19 protein-coding genes are annotated in these 16,657 nt (G+C 69.7%); 7 read left to right on the top strand and 12 right to left on the bottom strand.

The genetic code is table 11. The features are described 5' to 3' along the window. Entirely contained in the window at positions 1 to 357 is a 357-nt protein-coding gene (locus BM004_RS01775) for a hypothetical protein (protein ID WP_093210921.1), read from the bottom strand. Positions 358 to 529: 172 nt separating this feature from the next. Here BM004_RS01775 and BM004_RS01770 point away from each other — a divergent pair, with 172 nt between their 5' ends. Then, a complete protein-coding gene (locus BM004_RS01770) occupies positions 530 to 1,975 on the top strand; it encodes an aminotransferase-like domain-containing protein (RefSeq protein ID WP_093210919.1) in 1,446 nt (481 codons plus the stop codon). 49 nt (positions 1,976 to 2,024) lie between these two features. Here BM004_RS01770 and BM004_RS01765 read toward each other — a convergent pair whose 3' ends face one another. The 5 genes from BM004_RS01765 to hisN are packed head-to-tail and all read right to left on the bottom strand — an operon-like array spanning position 2,025 to position 5,985. Further along, positions 2,025 to 2,483, bottom strand: coding sequence for a DUF1877 family protein (locus BM004_RS01765; RefSeq protein ID WP_093210917.1), 459 nt, complete (start codon positions 2,481 to 2,483; stop codon positions 2,025 to 2,027). Next, the gene (locus BM004_RS01760; protein ID WP_093210915.1) at positions 2,480 to 3,991 is read right to left on the bottom strand and encodes a tetratricopeptide repeat protein; all 1,512 of its coding nucleotides are present in this window, start codon (positions 3,989 to 3,991) and stop codon (positions 2,480 to 2,482) included. Before BM004_RS01760 ends, BM004_RS01765 begins: the two co-directional genes overlap by 4 nt. A 41-nt stretch (positions 3,992 to 4,032) precedes the next feature. Beyond that, positions 4,033 to 4,959, bottom strand: coding sequence for an ROK family protein (locus BM004_RS01755; RefSeq protein ID WP_093210913.1), 927 nt, complete (start codon positions 4,957 to 4,959; stop codon positions 4,033 to 4,035). Positions 4,960 to 5,003: 44 nt separating this feature from the next. Continuing rightward, complete coding sequence (locus BM004_RS01750; RefSeq protein WP_056509065.1) at positions 5,004 to 5,198, bottom strand: DUF2905 domain-containing protein; 195 nt, start codon at positions 5,196 to 5,198, stop codon at positions 5,004 to 5,006. Between the two features lie 10 nt (positions 5,199 to 5,208). Further along, a complete protein-coding gene (hisN, locus tag BM004_RS01745) occupies positions 5,209 to 5,985 on the bottom strand; it encodes a histidinol-phosphatase (RefSeq protein WP_093210911.1) in 777 nt (258 codons plus the stop codon). A gap of 114 nt (positions 5,986 to 6,099) precedes the next feature. Between hisN and BM004_RS01740 the strand changes: the two genes are divergently transcribed. Next, complete coding sequence (locus BM004_RS01740) at positions 6,100 to 6,495, top strand: DUF5329 family protein (RefSeq protein ID WP_093125944.1); 396 nt, start codon at positions 6,100 to 6,102, stop codon at positions 6,493 to 6,495. A gap of 33 nt (positions 6,496 to 6,528) precedes the next feature. On the opposite strand, the gene BM004_RS01735 is transcribed toward BM004_RS01740, so the two are convergent. The 5 genes from BM004_RS01735 to BM004_RS01715 all read right to left on the bottom strand — a co-directional run bounded on the left by BM004_RS01735 (position 6,529) and on the right by BM004_RS01715 (position 11,588). Continuing rightward, positions 6,529 to 7,398: an ABC transporter permease gene (locus BM004_RS01735; protein WP_093210909.1), complete on the bottom strand. Its 870-nt coding sequence runs from the start codon at positions 7,396 to 7,398 to the stop codon at positions 6,529 to 6,531. 133 nt (positions 7,399 to 7,531) lie between these two features. Then, positions 7,532 to 8,365, bottom strand: a complete 834-nt coding sequence (locus BM004_RS01730) for an ABC transporter ATP-binding protein (RefSeq protein ID WP_371268852.1) — start codon at positions 8,363 to 8,365, stop codon at positions 7,532 to 7,534. Positions 8,366 to 8,443: 78 nt separating this feature from the next. Continuing rightward, entirely contained in the window at positions 8,444 to 9,454 is a 1,011-nt protein-coding gene (locus tag BM004_RS01725; protein WP_093125949.1) for an ABC transporter substrate-binding protein, read from the bottom strand. A 31-nt stretch (positions 9,455 to 9,485) separates the two neighbouring features. Then, the gene (locus BM004_RS01720) at positions 9,486 to 10,382 is read right to left on the bottom strand and encodes a TauD/TfdA dioxygenase family protein (RefSeq protein WP_093210907.1); all 897 of its coding nucleotides are present in this window, start codon (positions 10,380 to 10,382) and stop codon (positions 9,486 to 9,488) included. A 90-nt stretch (positions 10,383 to 10,472) separates the two neighbouring features. After that, entirely contained in the window at positions 10,473 to 11,588 is a 1,116-nt protein-coding gene (locus tag BM004_RS01715) for a class I SAM-dependent methyltransferase (protein WP_093210905.1), read from the bottom strand. Positions 11,589 to 11,622: 34 nt separating this feature from the next. On the opposite strand from BM004_RS01715, the gene BM004_RS01710 reads away from it, so the two are divergent. Together BM004_RS01710 and BM004_RS01705 are read left to right on the top strand one after the other, a co-directional pair. Beyond that, positions 11,623 to 12,399, top strand: a complete 777-nt coding sequence (locus tag BM004_RS01710; protein WP_093210903.1) for an SDR family oxidoreductase — start codon at positions 11,623 to 11,625, stop codon at positions 12,397 to 12,399. 8 nt (positions 12,400 to 12,407) lie between these two features. Next, positions 12,408 to 12,842 (top strand): dihydroneopterin aldolase, encoded by a 435-nt coding sequence (locus BM004_RS01705; RefSeq protein ID WP_256219750.1) that lies wholly within the window; start codon positions 12,408 to 12,410, stop codon positions 12,840 to 12,842. A gap of 8 nt (positions 12,843 to 12,850) precedes the next feature. On the opposite strand, the gene BM004_RS01700 is transcribed toward BM004_RS01705, so the two are convergent. After that, on the bottom strand, positions 12,851 to 14,074 hold the full coding sequence (locus BM004_RS01700) for an MFS transporter (RefSeq protein WP_093125958.1): 1,224 nt from the start codon (positions 14,072 to 14,074) through the stop codon (positions 12,851 to 12,853). A 254-nt stretch (positions 14,075 to 14,328) separates the two neighbouring features. Here BM004_RS01700 and ttcA point away from each other — a divergent pair, with 254 nt between their 5' ends. Genes ttcA through BM004_RS01685 form a run of 3 tightly spaced genes read left to right on the top strand, consistent with a single transcriptional unit; the run spans position 14,329 to position 16,608 of the window. Beyond that, a complete protein-coding gene (ttcA, locus tag BM004_RS01695) occupies positions 14,329 to 15,261 on the top strand; it encodes a tRNA 2-thiocytidine(32) synthetase TtcA (RefSeq protein WP_093210901.1) in 933 nt (310 codons plus the stop codon). Positions 15,262 to 15,308: 47 nt separating this feature from the next. Then, entirely contained in the window at positions 15,309 to 15,944 is a 636-nt protein-coding gene (locus tag BM004_RS01690) for a DUF4136 domain-containing protein (RefSeq protein WP_093210898.1), read from the top strand. 19 nt (positions 15,945 to 15,963) lie between these two features. After that, the gene (locus BM004_RS01685) at positions 15,964 to 16,608 is read left to right on the top strand and encodes a histidine phosphatase family protein (protein WP_093125966.1); all 645 of its coding nucleotides are present in this window, start codon (positions 15,964 to 15,966) and stop codon (positions 16,606 to 16,608) included. The last annotated feature ends 49 nt before the right edge of the window (positions 16,609 to 16,657 follow it).

Genomic DNA, 16,657 nt, shown 5'->3' with positions numbered 1-16,657 from the left:
TCACCAGCCGGTGAGCAGGCGCACGAACCGCATCACCGGCCGCGCTTCCGCCGGCGCCGATGCCGATGCCGCGGCAATCCGCGAAGGCCGCGCGTCCAGCGGCGCATGCACCCGCAGGTGCACCGGCGTCAGCGCGCACACCTCGATCCATCCGCCTTGCGGCAGGCGGTGCACGTCGCCTTCGTCGAGCAGCGTCTCGGACATGAACACGGTGCCGCCGAACCAGCCCGGCGGCGACACCACGCGAGCGCGGCCCTCCGCCAGCTGGAGCCAGGCGCCCGCCTCGACCGAAGTGCGCAGCGACTGGCCGGGTTCGAGAACGATGGAATCGGGCGCTTGGGAGAGGGTGGTGATCATGGCGGACCTCGGGTGAATGAGGCTTCATCGTAGGAATTCCACCGCCTGGAAAACAGGCACACGCCATGGCTATTGCGACCGGAACAGCACGGCCGCCAAGCCATCTGTTATGGTCGTTTTCCCGACCAACTGCATCTGTTTTCAGACGCCCGATGCGCGGAACATCGACCCCATGGACTCGCTACCGCTCTACCGCCAGCTCGCAGCGCACTACGTGGACGCGATCCATACCGGCTCGCTGAAGCAGGGCGACAAGCTGCCCTCGCTGCGCAGCCTGATGCGGCTGCACGACATCAGCCTGTCGACCGCGCTGCAGGTCTGCCGCGCGATGGAAAGCGACGGCTGGGTCGAGGCGCGCGACCGCTCGGGCTACTTCGTGCGGCGCCCGCAGCGCCTGGCCATCGCGCCGATGGAAGAGCCGCTGGCCGGCGTGCCGCCCGACCCGGCGCAGCTCGTGAGCATGCGCGAGCGCATGGCCAACTTCATGGCGCGCGGCCGGCACACCGGCGTGAAGCTCAACTTCGCCATTGCCCGCGCCGCGCCCGAGCTGTACCCGGCGGAGCCGCTGCGCAACGCCATGACGCGCGCGCTGCGCCAGCGGCCCGAGCTGCTGACCACCTCCTCGTCGCAGAAGGGGCACGAGCCTTTTCGCGAGGCGCTGGCCCAACGCAACCTGCGCATCGGCATGACGGTGGCGCCCGACGAGGTGCTGGTCACCAATGGCTGCATCGAGGCGCTGAACCTCGCGCTGCGCGCCGTCGCCAAGCCGGGCGACACGGTGGCGGTGGAGTCGCCCACCTTCTACGGGCTGCTGCAGGTGCTCGAAAGCCTGGGCATGCGCGCGCTGGAGATCCCGACCAGCCCGCAGACAGGCCTGTCGATCGAGGCGCTCGACCTAGCGATCCACACCTACGACGACATCAAGGCCGTGGTGGTGGTGCCGCACCTGCAGAACCCCATGGGCAGCGTGATGCCCGACGCCCACAAGCAGCGGCTGGTGCACCTGTGCGAGAGCCACGGCATCGCGCTGGTCGAGGACGACACCTACAGCGACCTGGTGGAGAGCGACACGCCACTGCGCGCCATGAAGTCGTGGGACCGCACGGGCAACGTGATCTATTGCGCCTCGCTGCACAAGGTGCTGGCGCCGGGGCTGCGGCTGGGCTGGATCACCGCCGGGCGCTGGCATGCGCAGGTGGAGATGCTCAAGTACGCGCAGACGCGCAACAACGAGGCGCTGGCGCAGATCGCGGCGGGCGAGTTCATCGCCAGCGGCGCCTACGACCGCCACCTGCGCCGCCTGCGCGAACGGCTGCACGCGCAGCGCGACCAGACGGCGGACGCCATCGCCAGGTACTTTCCGGCCGGCACGCGGCTGAACCTGCCGCGCGGCGGGCTGCAGCTGTGGGTCGAGCTGCCGGAGCAACGCTCGTCGGTGACCGTGTTCGAAGCCGCGCTGCGCGAGCAGATGCTGGTGGCGCCGGGCGCGCAGTTCTCGAACTCGGGGCGCTTCGACAACTACCTGCGCATCAACTGCGGCTGGCCGTACTCGAAGGCGATCGATGCGGGGCTGCGGCGGCTGGGCGAGATCGTCTCGGAGACGCGGCCGCCGGGCTGAGCACGGCAGCCTCGCCGCGCTCCGGAACCACTGGCCAGGCCAGGCGCGGCTAGGCAAGATAGAAGACGACGGCGTCGCGCCGCGCGGCCGCGCCGGCAAAGAAACGCTTCACGCCTTCGAGGAACGCCGCGAGCTCCTTCGCACCGTCCTGCCAGACCTTGGCCCAGTAGAGCTCGGCGAACTTCGCGGGCTCGCCGGTGAACTGCCCCATCAGCGCCTGCACGTCGCGCTGCGCCAGCCGCGCCGCCGTGCGCTCGACATGCGCGGCCGTCAGGTAGATGCAGCCCAGCGCACCGGTGCCGTCGAGCTCCTCGCCCTCCACCGCCTCGGGCAGCAGCGTGCGCACCACGTCCCAGGCCTGCTCGACCGTCTGGCTGTCGCTGGGGCCGTCGTGCCCGCCACTCCCGCCGCCCTGCCCGCGGATGAACCCCGGCACGGTGGCCGGGTCGATCACCAGCGCGCGCAGCCGGTAGCGGTCCAGCGCATAGAACGCACCGCCGATGCTCATGTGCTGGGCTCCATGCGCGCGGCGCGCGCGACCAGGGCGAGCACCATGCTCACGCTGTCGATGTTGCGCTGCGCGCTCTCGAGGTTGTTGAAATGGTCGGGCGTGCAGATCTGGTTGAGCAGCAGCGTGCGCTGGAAGTGCATGAGCGCCTGGCGCAGGTCGCCGTCGTCCTGCGCCATCAGGCCGAGGTCGTTGTGCGCGTTGGCGGCCGCGGTCGAGATGCCGCGGCAGCTGTGCTGCTGGATGGCCAGCGAGCGCTCGTACAGCGGGCGCGCGCCGTCGAAGTCGCGCCGCGCCATCAGCAGGCCGGCGAAATTGTTGAGCATGTGCGAGTGCAGCTCGGCGTCGCCCTGGTCCTCGCCGTCCGCTTCGCGCAGCTTGTCCAGGTGCACCAGCGCGCGGGCGTAGCAAAGCTCGGCCTTGTCGTTCTGGCCGGACTCGGCATACAGGAACGCCAGGTTGTTGAAGGCGCGCACCACGCCGTCGCTGGAGCCGCCCTTGGCTTCGGCGATGGCCATGGCGATGGTCTTCTTGTAGAGCGCCTCGGCCTCGTCGGCGCGGCCGGCCGCGGCATGCAGCAGCGCCAGCGTGTTGGTCGGCCCGCGCCGCCAGCTGTCGTCCAGCCCGAGCTGGCCGGCCATGGCCAGCGCCTCGTTGGCCGCCACCTCGGCCTTGTCGGGCCATTGCAGCCGGCGGCACAGTTCCGCATGGCTCGACAGGTGGAACACCACCGACTTGCCTGGCCCGCCGCACAGCTGGCGGCTGGTGGCCACGGCCTCGGCGCACAGGCGCTCGGCGCGCGGCAGGTCGCCCTGGGCGAGCGCATCGCGGTAGCGCGTTTCCTTTTCCTCGAGCAGGTGCAGCAGCGCGGCCTCGCCGTCGGTCTCGGCGCCGCGCGCCTTGCGCTCGCCGATGCCGGCGAGCGTGAGGGCCAGCGCCTTGCGGGCGATGTCCATGTCCTCGGCCGGCATGCCGATCTTGCGGCCGATGGCCAGGCATTCCTCGAGGTTCGCCTTGGCCTTGTCGAAGGCCTTGCACTGGTAGCAGGCCTGGCCGAGCATGCACAGCGACATCGCCAGGTTCAGGTGCGGGCCCTTGAAGATGCGGCGCGCGCTGGCCACGATCTGGTCGGCGATGACCACGGCCTGCGCCCAGTCCTGCGCCTCGGCGGCGGCGACGAACGAGGCCTGCAGCTTGTTGGCCTCGGCGAGGGCGGCGAGGTCGTAGTCCTTGTTCTCGGGGCGGCCGGGGCGCTTCACGCCGCGCACGGCCACGACCATGCCCGGCCGGGTCTTGCGGTGGACCCAGTAGATGTCGAACAACAGCCACGGCAGCAGCGGCAGCAGCGCGAAGCGCGCCCCCGGCAGGCCACTGAGGCCATACGCCATCAGCGCCAGCTGGGCCGCGCCGCCGAGGTAGCTGCCCAGGTAGAACCGGTGCGCGCCGGCAAAGCCGCCCACGGCCAGCAGCAGGTAGGCGAAACCGGGGCGGCGGGGCGACGCGGTCATGGGGCGCCGGGTGCTTGTATCGACGAGGCGGCTCTGCCCGCTCAGTCGAGCAGTGCCAGGGCCGCGTAGTCGCCGACCTTGTCGCCGAGGCCGGCGGGGACGAGCAGCACGCCGCGCGTGAGCGGCAGCAGCTTGCCGTCGATCTGCGCCTGCAGGCGCGGCAGCACGAAGTCACGGTGATGCCAGAACACGCTGCCTCCCAGGCTGATACGCTGCAGGTCGAGCGTGATGACCATGTTGTAGAGCATCCGCCCGAAGACGCGGCACAGCGCCTCCGCCGTCTCCAGTGCCTTGGGCTCTCCGGCGGCCGCGGCGGTGAACAGGTCGGCGGCGGACTCGCCGAAGCGGTGGCCTATCGAATTGCCGCCCACCAGGGCCTCCACGTCGCCGAGGTTGCCGCAACCGCACAGCGCGCCGCTGTCGTCGTCGACCACGAAGCTGTGGCCCGCGTGGCCGGCATTGCCGTTCTTGCCGCGCAACGCCCGGCCGTCCACGCACAGGCCCACGCCCACGCCGGTGCTCCAGGTGGCATAGGCGCAGTTGTCCAGGCCCTTCAGCGCGCCCCAGTGGCGCTCGGCCTCGAGCGCGGCAACGGCGTCGTTCTCGACGCGCACGCTGCCGAAGCGCTTGGCCAGCGGGGCCTCGATGATGGCGGTCATCCATGAATTCGGCAGGCCGCGCGCCGGTCCGGCAATGCCGCCGCAGATGTTCGGGGTGGCCAGCTCGACCATGCCGTCGCGCAGCTCGAACGGCCCGGTCGACGACACGCCCACCCGGTCGATCGTGCCCGCGTCCACCCCCTGCTCGGCGCAGACCTCGTCGATCATCCGCAGGATCTGCACCGCCACGGCGTCGTTGTCGCCGGTCTTGGCTGTGGGCTCGCTGCGGCGGCCGACCAACGGCTCGCCGCTCGCGGCTGAAAGGCTCACGGCCACCTTGGTACCACCGATGTCTACGCAGGCTCTCATTGCGGGTGTGCTTCTCTCTCAGGTCAAGGGCAAGGACGGGGCCGCTACAGCAGGCGCGCGACCAGCGCCGCGATCATGCTGAGCACCACGGTGCTGGCGATCGGCAGCTGCCACTCGCGGCCGAAGGCGCGGAACTCGAAATCGCCGGGCAAGCGTCCGAAGCCGAAGCGGCGCAGCCAGGCGGTCAGGCCGCTCATCAGCACCAGCGCAAGGACGACGACGATCAACCAGCGGAACATGGTCGACAGTCTAGGCCGAGAGGATAGACATCGCTTGTCGGTGAAGTTCGGGCGTTGCGGCCGCAATCACCCGTCCGTCGGACTTCAGGCCCAGCGGCTGGCCCTGCCAGTCGCTGATGACGCCGCCGGCCGCCTCGATCAGCCCGGCCGGGCCGAGGTAGTCGTAGGGCTGCAGGCCGGTTTCCACCACCAGGTCGATGGTGCCGCCCGCCAGCTGGGCGTAGCCGTAGCAGTCGCCGCCGAAACGACGCATGGCGCACTGGCGGCTGAGCCGGTCGAAGGCCTGCCAGTCGGCCGCCGCGAAGATGTCGGGCGAGGTGGTGACGATGCGGGCCTGGGCCACCTCGGTGCATCTGCTCACGCGCACCGGCTGGCCGTCGCGCGTGGCGCCCTTGCCGGCCTCGCCGATCCAGCGCTCCTTGAGCACCGGCATGTCGACCATGCCCAGCACCACGCGCCCGCCCTGCAGCACGCCGATGAGCGTGCCCCACAGCGGCGAGCCGGTGATGAAGCTGCGGGTGCCGTCGATCGGGTCGAGCACCCAGACGCGCTCGGCCTCCAGCCGCTCCGGGCCGTGCTCCTCGCCGTAGATGCCGTCGGCGGGCACCCGCTGCGCGAGGATCTCGCGCATGGCCGTCTCGGCGGCGCGGTCGGCCAGCGTGACGGGGCTTTCGTCGGCCTTGGTGATGATGTCCAGCGGCGTGCGGAAGTAGTGCATCGACTGCGTGGCGGCGGCATCGGCCAGGGCCTGGGCGATCGGCGAAAGGTCTGGAGAGGAGGAGCTCATGGCAGAGAGGAGAACGCGAACCAAAACCCGAGATTAGACCCGAGCCGGGCCCGGTTTGACACGACGGCCCCGCCAGCCCTAGCATGGCCCGGAAATTGCCACGAACTACGACAAATGGCTTCCTTCAAACCCCTGCGTTCGGCGCTGCTGGCCCTCGTGCTCGGCGCCTCGGCCCTGCTGGCCCATGCCACCCCTTCGGACACCGAGAACCGGCTGATCGACACGCTGATCCAGCACGTGTCGGCGATGCGCTCGATGATCTTCCTGCGCAACGGCAGCGAGTACAACGCGGCCGACGCCGCCAAGCACATGCAGGCGAAGTACGACTATTTCAAAAAGGAACTGGTCACCGCGGAAGACTTCATCGACCGCTGCGCCTCGCGCTCGGAAATGACGGGCCAGGCCTACAAGGTGAAGCTCACGGGCGGCGTGGTGCGCGATGCCAACGAGTTCCTCAACGGCGAGCTGCGCGCCCTGCGCCAGGGCGCGAAGAAAGCGCCGGGCGGCTGACGCCCCGTTCTTGTTCTTGTTCTTCCTGTTCTTCTAGCGCTGCTGTCCCCAGCGGCGCACCGTGAGCCGCTCCAGCGTCTTGAAGCCCAGGCTCTCGACCAGCAGGCCGATCAGCACCACCAGCGCCAGGCCCGCGAACACGCGGTCGGTGTAGAGCTCGTTGCGGTTCTGGAAGATGTACCAGCCCAGCCCGCCCTTGCCCGACGACGCGCCGAACACCAGTTCGGCCGCGATCAGCGTGCGCCACGCGAAGGCCCAGCCGATCTTCAGCCCCGAAAGAATCGACGGCAGCGCCGCCGGCACCAGGATCTGCAGCACGTAGCGCAGCCCCTTCAGCCCGTAGTTGCGCCCCGCCATGCGCAGCGTCTCGGGCACGCCCTGGAAGCCCGCATAGGTGTTGAGCGCCAGCGGCCACAGCACCGAATGGATCAGCACGAACACCAGGCTGCCCCGGCCCAGGCCGAACCACAGCAGCGCCAGCGGCAGCAGCGCAATGGCCGGCAGCGGGTTGAACATGGAGGTGAGCGTGTCCAGCAGGTCGCGCCCGATCTGCGTGGACACCGCGAGCGTGGTGAGCGCGAAGGCCAGCAGCACGCCGGCCAGGTAGCCCTGCAGCAGCACGGCCAGCGAGATGCGCACCTTCTCGACCAGCTCGCCGTTGGCCAGGCCTTCGGCCAGCGCGCTCGCCGTGGCGGTGAAGGTGGGCAGCAGCAGGTCGTTGTCCTGCCAGCGCGCGGCGAGCTCCCAGAGCACCGCGATGACGGCGAGGATCAGGCCCTTGCGCAGCCAGGCCTGCGACCAGATGCGCGTGCGCAGCGGCAGCGTGCGCTCCACCGGGAGCTCGGTGAAGGGCTCGAGCGTGCGTTCGTATTCGGGGCGTATCGGGGGTGTCAGCGTGCTCATAGGGTATTGCTCCTTCCCCCTTTGGGGGAAGGTTGGGATGGGGGCAAGCGGCGCTCGATGGGCCGACGGCAATGGACACGCCGCTGGCCCCCACCCCCACCCTCCCCCGGAAGGGGAGAGAGAAAGACGGGGCTCACGCCGCGGCCTCGGCTTCTTCCTCGAACAGCATGTCGTGGATGCGCTGCGCCGTCCGTTGGAACTCGGCGCCGCCCAGGCTCGCCAGCGAGAAGCCGTGGCTGTTGATCTCCGCGCGCATGCGCCCCGGGTGCGGCGACAGCAGCGCGATGCGGTTGCCCACCACCAGCGCCTCTTCGATCGAGTGCGTGACGAACAGCAGCGTGAAGCGCACCTCGTCCCACAGCGCGAGCAGCTCCTGCTGCATCTTGCGGCGCGTGAGCGCGTCGAGCGCGGCGAAGGGCTCGTCCATCAGCAGCACACGCGGCTGCATCGCGAGCGCGCGGGCAATGGCCACGCGCTGCTTCATGCCGCCGGAGAGCTGGTGCGGATGCACGTCGGCGAACTTCGCAAGGCCGACCTTGTCGAGGTAGTGCAGCGCGCGTTCGGCCGCTTCCTTCCGGCCCAGCGTGCGCGAGGCCAGCAGCGGGAACATGACGTTCTGCTTCACCGTCTTCCACGGCGGCAGCTGGTCGAACTCCTGGAACACGACGATGCGGTCGGGGCCGGGCTGCGTCACGCGCCGGCCGTCGAGGCGGATCTCGCCTTCCACCGGCGGGATGAACCCGCCGACGGCCTTCAGCAGCGTGGACTTGCCGCAACCCGAGGGGCCGAGCAGCACGAAGCGGTCGGCGGCATGCACGTCGAAGCTCACGCGGTGCGTGGCACGCACGACGCGCTCAGGGGTGCGGTAGTCGAGGCTGACGCCATCCACTTGCAGCAGCGGGGCCTCGTGTTGCCGCCTCTCCCGCTCGCGGGAGAGGGTTGGGGTGAGGGCTGGTGGCGATGCCAGAGGCTCCCCCCTCACCCCCGCCCTCTCCCGATGAGAGAGGGAGTCGACCCCCGAAGGCAAAACGGCCGACGTACTCACTCAATTCCCCGACGTGTTCTGCGCATCGTCGAAGAAATAATCCTTCACCGACGCCGGCTTGTTCTTGATCGCGCCCACGCGGTGCATGAACTCCGCGAGCGGGTAGGTGTTCTGCGGCGTGGTCTTGAACTGCACCTCGGGGTTCTTGATGATCTTCAGCAGCAGCTCGCGGTCGAGCTTGGCGTTGCTCACCTTCAGGTAGATGTCCGCCGCCTTCTCGGGGTTGGCCGTGACGAACTTCGCCGCCTCGTCGAGCGCGTCGACGAAGGCCTTGTAGGTCTTGGGGTTCTCGCTGCGGAATTTCTCGGTGGCGTAGAGCACCGTCGCCGACGACGGTCCGCCCAGCACCTGGTACGAGTTCAGCACGATGTGCGCGTTCGGGTTGCCCGCGAGCTCCTGCTCCTGGAACGGCGGGTTGCCGAAGTGCCCGGTGATCTCCGTGCCGCCCTTGATGATGGCCGCGGCCGCGTCGGGGTGCGGCACGGCCACGCTGATCTTGTCGAGCCGGTTGAACTCCTTGTCGCCCCACAGCTTGGCCGAGGCGAACTGCAGCACGCGCGACTGCACCGACACGCCCACCGCGGGCAGCGCGATGCGGTCCTTGTCGGTGAAGTCGGCGATGGTCTTCACGTTGGGGTTGTTGCTCACCAGGTAGTACGGGAAGTTGCCCAGCGAGGCCACGCCCTTCACGTTCTGCTTGCCCTTGGTGCGGTCCCACAGCGTGAGCAGCGGGCCCACGCCGGCGCCCGCGATCTCGATGTTGCCGGACAGCAGCGCGTCGTTCACCGCCGAGCCGCCCGAGAGCTTGATCCACTCGACCTTGGCGTCGACGCCCGCGGCCTTCGCATGCTTCTCGATGAGCTTCTGCTCCTGCGCGACGTTGAGCAGCAGGTAGACGATGCCGAACTGCTCGGCGATGCGGATCTGGCCTTCGGCATGCGCGGCGAGACTGCCGGCGAGAAGGCCCAAGCCCGTGACGAATGCGGCGGCCTTGCGCGTGAAGCGGTTCATGGAAATCGGTCCGAAAGAAAGGAGAAGGAAATCAGAAGGGCGTGTCGCCCACGATGGTGGTGCGGTTCAGGCGGCGGCGCAGTTCGTCGGGCGTGCCCGCCGCGAGGTGCATCAGCGAGCGGTTGTCCCAGAACACGAGGTCGTGCGGCGCCCACCGGTGGCGGTAGACGAACCCGGGCTTCACGCTGTGCGCGAACAGCTCGGCCAGCAACGCGTCGCTCTCGTCCTGCGGCAGGCCGACGATGCGCGTCGTGAAATGCTCGCTGACGAACAGCGCCTTGCGGCCGGTCTCCGGGTGCGTGCGCACCACGGGCTGCACGGCGGGCGCGACCTGGTCGATCTGCGCCTGGGAAAGCTTGGGCCGCCACGGGTTCTTCGCGCGCAGCTCTTCGTACTTGGCCAGGTAGCTGTGCTCGGCCTTGAGCGGCAGCACGCGCTGCTGCAGCTCGGGGCTCAGCGCATCCCATGCGAGGTGCTGGTCGGCGAAGAGCGTGTCGCCGCCTTCGCTGGGCAGCTCCTGCGCATGCAGCAGCGAACCGAGGCTGGGCTTGGGCTTGTAGGAAATGTCGGAGTGCCAGTAGACGCCGGCATCGCCCAGCCCGATGGGCTCGCCGTTCTCCTTGATGTTGGAGACGATCAGGATCTCGGGATGGTTCTTCAGCTGGAACTGGTGCAGCACGTGGATTTCGAGCGGGCCGAAGCGGCGGCTGAAATCGATGTGGGCCTGCGGGCTGACCTGCTGGTTTCGGAACACCAGCACGTGGTGATCGAGGTGTGCGCGGTGGATGCGCGCGAAGTCTTCGGCGTTGATCGGCTTCGAGATGTCGAGGCCGACGATCTCGGCGCCCACCGGGGCGTCGAAGGGGCGCACGTCGAAGTGCTGGGTTGCAGCTTGCGCCTCTGGCTCGTGGGAAAGAACGGCTGTCATGCCGTCAATGTAGGGGCCGGGGCGTCGTTCCCCAACGAACTCTTCGTTGCTAGCTTATGACTTTGTTTGGCGCCCCCAGGGCCCGACGGCTCACAGAGTGTGGCTGCGGTCGCCTTCGGCAAACCCCATCGCGTCCCACGCCTCGCCGACCGCAAAGCCCACCACCTTGAACAGCTCGCCCATCTCGTGCTCGTGAATGAGCCGTGCCGCCATCGCGCGCTCGGCCACGGACCCGGCTTCCATCCGTGCCAGCAGCCCGCAGTTCAGCAGGAAGCGCGCCTGGCTCGTGTAGCCCAGCACCTCGAGCCCCGCGTCCTGCCCCGCCAGCGCGATGCCGGTGAAGTCCACATGCGCCGTGATGTCCTTGTAGCCCACGTCGGACAGCGGATCGCCGTCGGCCTGGTGCGCCCGGTGGCACATCACGGTGCCCATGTGGCGCTGCGGGTGGTAGTACTCCGCCTCGGGGAAGCCGTAGTCGATGAGAAAGACCGCGCCCTTCTTCAGCCGGTCCGCCAACGTCGCGATGAAGGCCCTGGCCTGCGGATGGACCTCCGTGAGGTAGTCGTGCTCTCCGCTCACATCGACCGGCGGGCGCAACGCGGTCTCGCGGTCGGCCCAGGCCCAGCCGTCGCCCGCGGCGTTGCGCACCACGCCGCGCTCGAACCACTGGCCGGCCACGCGCGCCAGCAACTGCACCGGCATGGCATCGAGCACCTCGTTGCCGACCACGACGCCCTCCATCGTTTCAGGCAATTCGTTGAGCCACTCGACGCGGTCCGCATGGCGCACCAGTGCCTGCTGCTGGCGCTCGCGCAGCGTGCCCGACAGGTCGACGATGCGGTAGCGCACGTCGGTGCGGCCCATCTCGTCGAGCGCGTGCAGCAGCTGCACCGCCAGCGCACCCGATCCCGCGCCGAATTCCCAGACCGTGTCGGTGCCGGTCTTCTCCAGCGCCTGCGCCACCTGCGCCGCCAGCGTGGCACCGAACATCGGCGTCAACTCGGGCGCGGTGACAAAGTCGCTGCCCGACGAAGGCATGTGGCCGAACTTGGCCGACGTGTTGGCGTAGTAGCCCAGGCCGGGCGCATACAGCGCGAGCGCCATGAAGCGGTCGAAGCCGATCCATCCGCCCGCGCGCTCGACGGAACGCGCGATGAGATGGTCGAGGGCGGTGGGTAAACTGCTGGGGGTTGTCTTTGTCGTCACGGCGCCATTGTCTCTCTCCTCTCACTTCTCCCGCATGAGCACCGCATCCCCTTCCTCCGCCTCCCGCACCGTTCTCGTCACGGGCGCAGGCCGCAGGCTGGGCCGCGAGATCGCGCTGGCGCTGGCCGCGGGCGGCTGGCAGGTGGCGGTGCACTACCGCCATTCGCGCGCCGAGGCCGAGCAGACCGTGGCCGACTGCGCCGCGCTCTCGGGCGATTCGGCGCTCTTCGCCGCCGACCTCGAGGACGAGGCCGCCACGCGCGCGCTGCTGCCCCGCGTGGTCGCGCGCTTTCGCGGCATCGACGCCGTGGTGCACAGCGCTGCGCTGTTCGAGCACGACGAGGCCGCCACCTTCAGCTACGCGCTCATGGAGCGCCATGCGCGCAGCAACACCGGCGCGGCCATCCTGCTGGCGCAGGCGCTGCACGCGCACCTGGCGGCGCGCGACGCGCAAGGCGCGGTGGTGCACCTGCTCGACCAGAAGCTGTGGAACCCGAACCCCGATTTCCTGAGCTACACGCTGTCCAAGGCCGCGCTCGAGGCCGCCACGCCGATGCTGGCGCTGGCGCTGGCCCCGCGCGTGCGCGTGGTGGGCGTGGCGCCCGGCCTCACGCTGGCGAGCCACATGCTGGACGACGACAAGTTCGCGCTGCTGCACAAGCTGTCGCCGCTGGGCCGCTCCTCCACCCCCGGCGACGTGAGCGCCACGGTGAAGTTCGCGCTGGAGAACAGCTCGATCACCGGCACCACGCTGCTGGTGGACGGCGGCCAGCACCTGATGAAATTCGAGCGCGATTTCTCGCTCATGTGAGCACCACCATGTCCACCCCCTCGCCCGCCCCCTCGCCCGCCCCTTCGTCCGCCCCTTCGCCGACTGCTTCGCCCGTCGCCACGCAAGGCCGCCAGACCCTCACCCTCCAGGGCCTGCGCTTCGACGCCAACCTGGGCATCCTCGAGCAGGAAAAGACCGCGCCGCAGCCGATCCTGGTCGACGCCGAACTCAGCCTCGGCCCGCAGCCGCTGCTGCCGCAGGACGACGACATCTTCCACGTGCTCGACTACCGCAAGGTGCGCCGCATCATCATCGACGAGTGCACCGCGGAGCACGTCAACCTGCTGGAGAGCCTGATCGGCAAGCTGGTGCAGCGCCTGCTGCAGCTGCCCGGCGTGGTGGGCGTGCGCGTGAAGATCGCCAAGCTCGAAATCTTCGACGACTGCGAGGTGGCGATCCGCATGGAAGCCGGCGAGTGGTGAGCCCCGCTTCAGGCCGCTGAACCGCAAGCCACGGCGGGCTCGGCCGCCACCGGCCACATGCGCACGGCCAGCGCACCGAGCCCCGACACCGCGGCCAGCAAGGCCACGGCCGACCAGCCCCACTGCGCCAGCACCAGGGCACCGAGCGCGGAACCCGTGGCCATGCCGACGAACACGCCGGTGAAGAACACCGCATTGAGCCGGCTGCGCGCACCGGGGTCGATGCCGTAGACCACGGTCTGGTGCGCGATGAGCGCGGCCTGCAGGCCGAAGTCGAAGCCGATGGCGCTGGCCACGATCAGCCCCAGCCGCGCGGCGGGCGCCATCAGCGGCGCGAACAGCATCGCCGCGAACGACACCACCACCAGCGCCGCGCCCATGCGGATCACCAGCTCCGGACCGCGGCGGTCGGCCAGCCGGCCGGCAAGCGGCGCGGCCAGGGCACCGGCCGCACCGGCCAGGCCGAAGGCACCGGCGGCGGCGCTGCCGAGGTGGAACGGCGCGCCGTGCAGCATCACGGCCAGCGTCGACCAGAAGGCGCTGAAGCCCACCGACAGCAAGGCTTGCGCAAGGGTGGCGCGGCGCAGGGCGCCGTGGCGCTGCCACAGCTTGGCCAGCGAGCCCAGCAGCGCGCCGTAGCCCAGTTGCGTGGTCGGGCGCAGGTGCGGCAGGCCGCGCGCCGCGGCCACGCCGATGAACGCGATGCTGGCCGCCGCAACCACGAACATCGTGCGCCAGCCGAAGTGCTCGGCCACGAAGCCGCTGAGCACGCGCGACAGCAGGATGCCCAACAGCAGCCCCGTCATCACGGTGCCGACGATCTTGCCGCGGTGCGCCTCGGGCGCCAGCGTGGCGGCCGCGGGCACCACGTCCTGGGCCAGCGTGGCCGCAAGGCCGATGACCAGGCTGGCCGCGAGCAGCGGGCCGACCGAGGGCGAGAACGCCGCGCCGAGCAGTGCGAGCACCAGCACGGCCGCCTTCACCAGGATGATGCGGCGCCGGTCGAAGCGGTCGCCCAGCGGCGCCAGCAGCAGGATGCCGAGCGCGTAGCCCAGCTGCGTGAGCGTGGGCACGAAGCCGACGGCGCGCGCCGAGGCGCCGATGTCGGGGCCGAGCACGCCCAGCATCGGCTGGCTGTAATAGAGCGCCGCAACGCCGAAGCCGGCACTGGCCGCCAGCAGCAGGATCAGCGAGCTGGGCAGCCTCTCATGCGTGGATTGAATGGAAGACATGGTGTAAACCCTTAGATTGGGAAAGCAGGGCTGGAGTGTGCGGGGCGAGGCTCGCCGAAGGTAGCCCTGCGGCTCGCACAATTGATATACGCCTCGCGCATGACACCCTTGCCAGCCTCTTGTGCCAGCCGTGCCGTCGGGCCCCGAAACCGGCCGACGGCGCCCGCGCGCACGGCAACAACCCCGCCCAATGGCACATGCCATGGGGATCGGGGACAATCGCACCCTCCCCCGACTCCCCGAAGTAGCCAGCCATGAATGCCGTCTGGATCGACGAGGCGCCCGCCGCCGCCGACGCCACTGCCAATTCCCTGAAGATCGAGCGCGAAACGCACAAGCTCGAAAAGCGCCTGTGCCGCCAGGTCGGGCAGGCCATCGTCGACTACAACATGATCGAGGAAGGCGACAAGGTCATGGTGTGCGTCTCGGGCGGCAAGGACAGCTATGCGCTGCTCGACATCCTGCTCAAGCTGAAGGCGCGCGCGCCCATCCACTTCGACATCGTCGCGGTCAACCTCGACCAGAAGCAGCCCGGCTTCCCCGAAGAGGTGCTGCCCAAGTACCTGAGCGACCTGGGCGTGGACTTCCACATCGAGAACCAGGACACGTACAGCATCGTCAAGCGCGTGATCCCCGAGGGCAAGACCACCTGCGGCCTGTGCAGCCGGCTGCGCCGCGGCATCCTGTACCGCGTGGCGGACGAGTTGGGCGCCACCAAGGTCGCGCTGGGCCACCACCGCGACGACATGCTGCAGACCTTCTTCCTCAACATGTTCTTCGCTGCCAAGCTCAAGAGCATGCCGCCCAAGCTGGTGAGCGACGACGGCAAGCACGTCGTGATCCGCCCGCTGGCCTACGTGGCCGAGAAGGACACCGTGCGCTGGGCGCAGCACCGCGAGTTCCCGATCATTCCGTGCACGCTGTGCGGCAGCCAGGAAAACCTGCAGCGCAAGCAGGTCGGCGAAATGCTGCGCGAGTGGGACAGGAAGTACCCCGGGCGCATCGAGAACATGTTCAGCGCCATGCAGAACGTGGTGCCTTCGCACCTGCTGGACGGAACGCTGCACGACTTCAAGGGTCTGAAGGCGACGGGCGTGGCGGACGAGAACGGCGACAAGGCCTTCGACACGCCCTCCTTCGACCTGCTCTCCCAGGCACCTGCAGCCCTGCGCATCGTCCAGGGCTGAGCGGGCAACCCAGGGGAATTTGGGGCCCTCGCGGCCCGGAGACCCTCATGAAACGTGCGCTTTCCGCTCTTCTGCTTGCCGCCAGCCTGACCGGCTGCGCCACCTCGTGGGTGGTCGACAGCGACGTCAAGAGCTTCTCGTCCCTGGGCGCCGTGGCGCCCGGCGCCACCTACCGCTTCGACCGCCTGCCTTCGCAGCAGGCCGACGGCGCCCGCCAGGAATCGCTGGAAGCCATGGCCGCAGCGGCGCTCGACAAGGCCGGCCTGCGCCGCGACGACACCCGGGCGCAGTACACCGCGCAGATCGGCGCACGCGTGACGGCCGGCCTCTCGCCCTGGGCCGACCCGTGGCTCTACAGCGGCCCGTGGGGGTACGCAGGCTATGGAGGCTATGGCGGCTACGGCTACCACGGCCGGCGCTGGTACGGCGGCGGCTGGTACGGCGGCCCGGCGTTCGCGCCGCCGGCCAACCCCTGGTACGAACGCGAGGTGAGCGTGGTGCTGCGCGAGGTGGCGTCCAACAAGGTGGTCTACGAGACGCGTGCCCGCAACGACGGCCCCTACACCTCGAGCGCGGCGATCCTGCCGGTGATGTTCCAGGCGGCGCTGCAGGGCTTCCCGAACCCGCCGCAGGGCGAGCGCCGGGTCGACATCGAGCTGTCGCCGGCGACCGCCCGAAAGTAGCGCTTCTAGAATCCCGCGGATGGAAGAAGCCACCCGTCTGATTGCCGTTCGCCACGGCGAAACCGCCTGGAACGTCGACACCCGCATCCAGGGCCAGCTCGACATCGGCCTGAACGCCACCGGCGTCTGGCAGGCGCAGCGCGCCGGCGGGGCGCTGGCCGACGAGCCGATCGGCGTGGTCTACGCCAGCGACCTTGCGCGCGCCTGGCGCACCGCCGAAGAAATCGCCAGGCCGCACGGCCTGGCCGTGCAACCCGAGCCGCGCCTGCGCGAGCGCGCCTTCGGCACCTTCGAGGGCATGAGCTTCGCCGAGATCGAGGCCAACCTGCCCGAGCAGGCCAGGCGCTGGCGCGAACGCGACCCCGAATTCGAACCCGAGGGCGGCGAGAGCCTGCTGACCTTCCGCGACCGCGTGACCGGCGTGGCCGCCGAACTGGCGGCGCGCCACCCGGGCGAGCTGGTGGTGCTGGTGGCGCATGGCGGCGTGATGGACGTGCTCTACCGCGCCGCCACCCGCCAGGCGCTGCAGGCGCCGCGCACCTGGCAGCTGGGCAACGCGGCCATCAACCGCATGCTGTGGACGCCCGGCGGCTTCAGCCTCGTGGGCTGGAGCGACACCGCGCACCTGGCGGCCGGCCACACGCTCGACGAGACGACGACCTGACCGGTCTTCGCGCAGCGGCCTCGCCACGCGCAAGGCCGCAACAGGGACA

The sequence above is a fragment of the Variovorax sp. OK212 genome, assembly GCF_900112425.1.
Classification (GTDB): Bacteria; Pseudomonadota; Gammaproteobacteria; order Burkholderiales; family Burkholderiaceae_C; genus Variovorax.
This window is presented reverse-complemented; position numbering and strand designations above follow the sequence as displayed.